The sequence below is a fragment of the Alcanivorax sp. HI0083 genome (assembly GCF_001635175.1).
This window is the reverse complement of record NZ_LWFX01001608.1, coordinates 1-3,945: the sequence shown is the minus strand read 5'-3', so window position 1 is coordinate 3,945 and position 3,945 is coordinate 1. Positions and strand designations below refer to the sequence as shown.

Below are 3,945 nucleotides of genomic sequence, written 5' to 3'. Positions count from 1 at the left end.
GCTCGATGCTGGCCTCCACGCCGCGGAAATCGAACCGGGTAGACAGCTCGCGGTTGGCGTTGTCCACCGCATGGCGAAGGGCGACTTCATCAATCTCGGAAACAATATCGAAAGACGGCATAGGGAGGTCCTGTCGGCAGTAATGGCGTGTCTGGATCGGGCAATTATACAGAGGCAAACCGGTTGTGGGGCAAGTCGGGGAGTGAGTCGTCAATGCGGTGCCGGTGGGCTATCCGATATACTGTGCGATTGTGCTGCGCTGCAGCCGCGCCCGCAGGGCGGGAATGCGACACCAATTGAGGGTTAGGGTATGCAAAATCAGTCCACAGAGCGGCCGCCCCGTGTGCCTTTGGGCCAGCGAATCGGCCAGGCGCTGTTGCGGCTCACCGGTTGGTCGGCCGGCCCCTTCCCGGATATCGACCGGGCAGTGATTGCCGGCGGGCCTCACACCTCCAACTGGGACGGGGTGTTGGCGCTGGTGAGCCGCTCCGCATTGCAGAAAGACGTCAACGTGATGATCAAAAGCAGCCTGTTCAAGGGGCCGCTGGGGGTCTTGCTGCGCAAACTGGGGGCCATGCCGATTGAGCGGGGCCAGGCTGGCGGGATGGTTGAGCAAACCGTGGCGGCGTTTGCAGAGCGTGAGAAGTTGCTGATCGCGGTGACCCCGGAAGGCACCCGCAGCAATGCAGATCAATGGAAGCTGGGGTTCTATCATATTGCCCGCCAGGCCAAGGTGCCGATTATTCTGGCGTTGGCGGACTACAAGGCAAAAACCTTTTCGTTTCCCGTGGTGATTTATCCCGGCGATGATATGGAAGCGGATCTTCAGCAGATTTACACGCACTTTGCGCGAGCGACGCCACGCCATGCGAACAAGCTCTCTGTGCCAGTCTCTGCGGCAAAAGCGGCGCGTGAGGCTGACGTGCAATAACCGCATGACTGCCTGACGCTGGTGGCTCATCGACAGTCTCAAGGTAGACGCTCGGTGCGAATCTGTAGATGGTCTACTTTCTGTAAGGAAAACAATAAGTAAGGGCTTGTTTACTTTGTGCGGGTAAATGACCCCGGTTGGTTTTTTATGTCAGGTTTCGCGCACTTTTCTCATGGTGGGTGCGAAGAACCCGTGGAACACTCGTGGCCCTGAATAATGTATTCACACGGAGATTTGCCATGGGTGCGGTTCTGGATAACAGCAATGTGAATGAAGCACAGGGGTGGGCGACCCGGGCTGTCGCCCGTCAGCGTAACTACTTTGAATCCGGGGCGACCCGCAGTTATGAATTTCGTCTGCGGCAGCTGAAAAAGCTGAAAGACGCGATTGTTCAGTACCAGGGCCAGATTCAGGATGCCCTGCATGCAGATATCGGTCGCCCGCCCTTCGAGGCCTACATTGAAATCAGCACGGCCATCGAGGACCTAAAACACACCATCAAGCACCTGAAAAACTGGATGAAACCCAAGCGCGTGGGCACCTGCATGTGGGCGCAACCGGGTCGCAGCCGTATTGAGTCTACCCCGCAGGGGGGCACCTTTTTGCTTGGCCCTTACAACTATCCGTTTCTGTTATTGGTGCAGCCGCTGATCGGGTCCATTGCCGCCGGCAACACGGCTGTGTTGAAGCCCTCATCCTTGAACCCCACCGTGGCGGATGTGGTCGAGAAGATCATCAAACAGTGCTACAGCGACGAATATGTGGCGGTGTTCAAGGGCAGTACCGAGGTGACCAATGAGCTGCTCGAAGAGCGCTTCGACCATATCTTCTTCACGGGTAGCCCACGGGTGGGCCGTATCGTCATGGCCGCCGCTGCCAAGCACCTGACCAAGGTAACGCTGGAGCTGGGCGGCAAGAGCCCCACCATCGTGCATAAGGACGCCAACCTGAAAGTGGCCGCCCGCCGGATTCTCGCCGGCAAGATGTTGAATGTGGGGCAGACCTGTGTGGCGCCGGATCACATCCATGTGCACGCGGATATCAAGAGTGCCTTCGAGAAGGAAATGGTTGCTACGCTGAAAGCATTCTACGGCGATGACCCGAGCCAGAGCCCGGACCTGGGGCGCATGATCAATGATCGCCACTTTGATCGGGTGGCTGGCTTGATTGACACCGCCAAGGTGCTGGCAGGCGGCGAGACCGACAAGGCCCGGAAATATATCGCCCCGACCTTGCTCACGGACGTGACCATGGATGACACGGTGATGCAGGAAGAAATTTTTGGCCCGGTGCTGCCCATGCTGACTTACTCGTCCATGGAGGAGCTGATAGGCAACCTCAAAAAACTGCCGGAACATCCGCTGGCGTTATACCTGTTCACTGGCAGTGAACACGTGGAGCGCCAGGTGCTCGACAATACCCAGTTCGGCGGTGGCTGCATCAACAACACCGTGATGCATGTGGCCAACCCCAACCTGCCGTTCGGTGGCGTGGGCGAAAGTGGTATGGGGGCTTATCACGGGCAGAACTCCTTTGATGTTTTTTCTCACAAGCGAAGCATCCTGAAGGCGACGACACTGTTCGACATCAAGTTCCGTTATGCGCCTTACAAGGATAAGGTCAACATGATGAAGAAGCTGATCAAATAGGTGGATTCCTCAGGCTCTCTGTCCGGCTGCAGGGCAATTCCAGCCTGGGTGAAGACGCAAAAGTACAGCGGTAATGGGGTTCAGGAGCGGGTGTAAAGCCAGCGTCTGGCCCTTTTTATTACTCTTATAACCTTCGCCCGCGTGGTTCCGGCCGCCCCCCTTTCCTCTTCCCCCTTGTCATATTTTCTGCGTCTCCCACGGGTATTTTGTGATGACCGCTGCCCGTTTGGGTGAAGGTTGTGTGAAGTTCTGGCTGCCAGGCTGGCGCTTTGTGCTTGTTGCCTCTCAGGCGTTACATTACGAAGGCGTTGGGGCCGCAAGCAACGGTGACGGTCTATCGGCGATCTTTTCGTGTTTGGGAAAAACTATCGGCGTATTTGCCAAAGCCAACTGGCCGGGGGCGAGGGTTAAGGGATATAACTGGATCAACAGCTAACACACACTCAACAGGGAGAGAGTCATGGCTGATGCAAGTCAATGCCCGATGCATGCCGCAGGTGGCGGAACCACCAATCAGGACTGGTGGCCGAACCAGTTGCGCCTGGATCTGCTCAACCAGCATTCCTCACTGTCGAACCCCATGAATGTGGATTTCGACTATGCCAAGGCATTCAACAGCCTGGATCTGGAGGCGGTGAAAAAAGATCTGCACGCCGTAATGACCGATTCACAGGACTGGTGGCCGGCGGATTTCGGCCACTACGGTGGGCTGTTCATTCGGATGGCCTGGCACAGCGCCGGTACCTATCGCATTGGTGATGGGCGTGGCGGCGGTGGCCGTGGCCAGCAGCGTTTTGCCCCGCTCAATGGCTGGCCGGATAACGTGAACCTGGACAAGGCCCGTCGCCTGATCTGGCCGGTGAAACAGAAATACGGCAGCAAGATTTCCTGGGCAGATCTGATCATTCTTACCGGCAATGTGGCACTGGAATCCATGGGCTTTAAAACCTTTGGCTTTGCCGGTGGCCGTGAAGATACCTGGGAACCGGATCAGGATGTGTACTGGGGCCGTGAACATGAATGGCTGACCAACGAAAAACGCTTCGATGGCAAGCGTGATCTGGAAAACCCCCTGGCTGCCACCATGATGGGGCTGATCTATGTGAACCCGGAAGGCCCCAATGGCGACCCGGACCCGAAAGCCGCCGCCCACGACATTCGCGAAACGTTTGCGCGCATGGCCATGGACGATGAAGAAACCGTTGCCCTGATTGCCGGTGGTCACACCTTCGGCAAAGCCCACGGTGCCGGTGACCCGGAAAAAGTCGGCCCCGACCCGGAAGGCGCCGGGTTGGCGGAGCAAGGCTTGGGCTGGCGTAGCAGTGTGGGTACCGGTAAGGGTGACGACACCATGGGCGGTGGCCC

General features: G+C 57.6%; 5 protein-coding genes. 4 read left to right on the top strand and 1 reads right to left on the bottom strand.

Translation table 11 applies throughout. The features are described from left to right. The coding region (locus tag A3754_RS23865) for a DUF520 family protein (protein ID WP_156497193.1) at positions 1 to 121 on the bottom strand (121 nt) is incomplete at its 3' end. Between the two features lie 189 nt (positions 122 to 310). Between A3754_RS23865 and A3754_RS23860 the strand changes: the two genes are divergently transcribed. The 4 genes from A3754_RS23860 to A3754_RS23850 form a co-directional block, all read left to right on the top strand. Continuing rightward, positions 311 to 931: a 1-acyl-sn-glycerol-3-phosphate acyltransferase gene (locus A3754_RS23860; protein ID WP_063521530.1), complete on the top strand. Its 621-nt coding sequence runs from the start codon at positions 311 to 313 to the stop codon at positions 929 to 931. 239 nt (positions 932 to 1,170) lie between these two features. Further along, positions 1,171 to 2,580: an aldehyde dehydrogenase gene (locus A3754_RS23855; protein ID WP_063521529.1), complete on the top strand. Its 1,410-nt coding sequence runs from the start codon at positions 1,171 to 1,173 to the stop codon at positions 2,578 to 2,580. A 211-nt stretch (positions 2,581 to 2,791) separates the two neighbouring features. Then, positions 2,792 to 3,016, top strand: a complete 225-nt coding sequence (locus tag A3754_RS26810; protein WP_156497192.1) for a hypothetical protein — start codon at positions 2,792 to 2,794, stop codon at positions 3,014 to 3,016. 24 nt (positions 3,017 to 3,040) lie between these two features. Further along, the coding region (locus tag A3754_RS23850; protein ID WP_304439867.1) for a peroxidase family protein at positions 3,041 to 3,945 on the top strand (905 nt) is incomplete at its 3' end.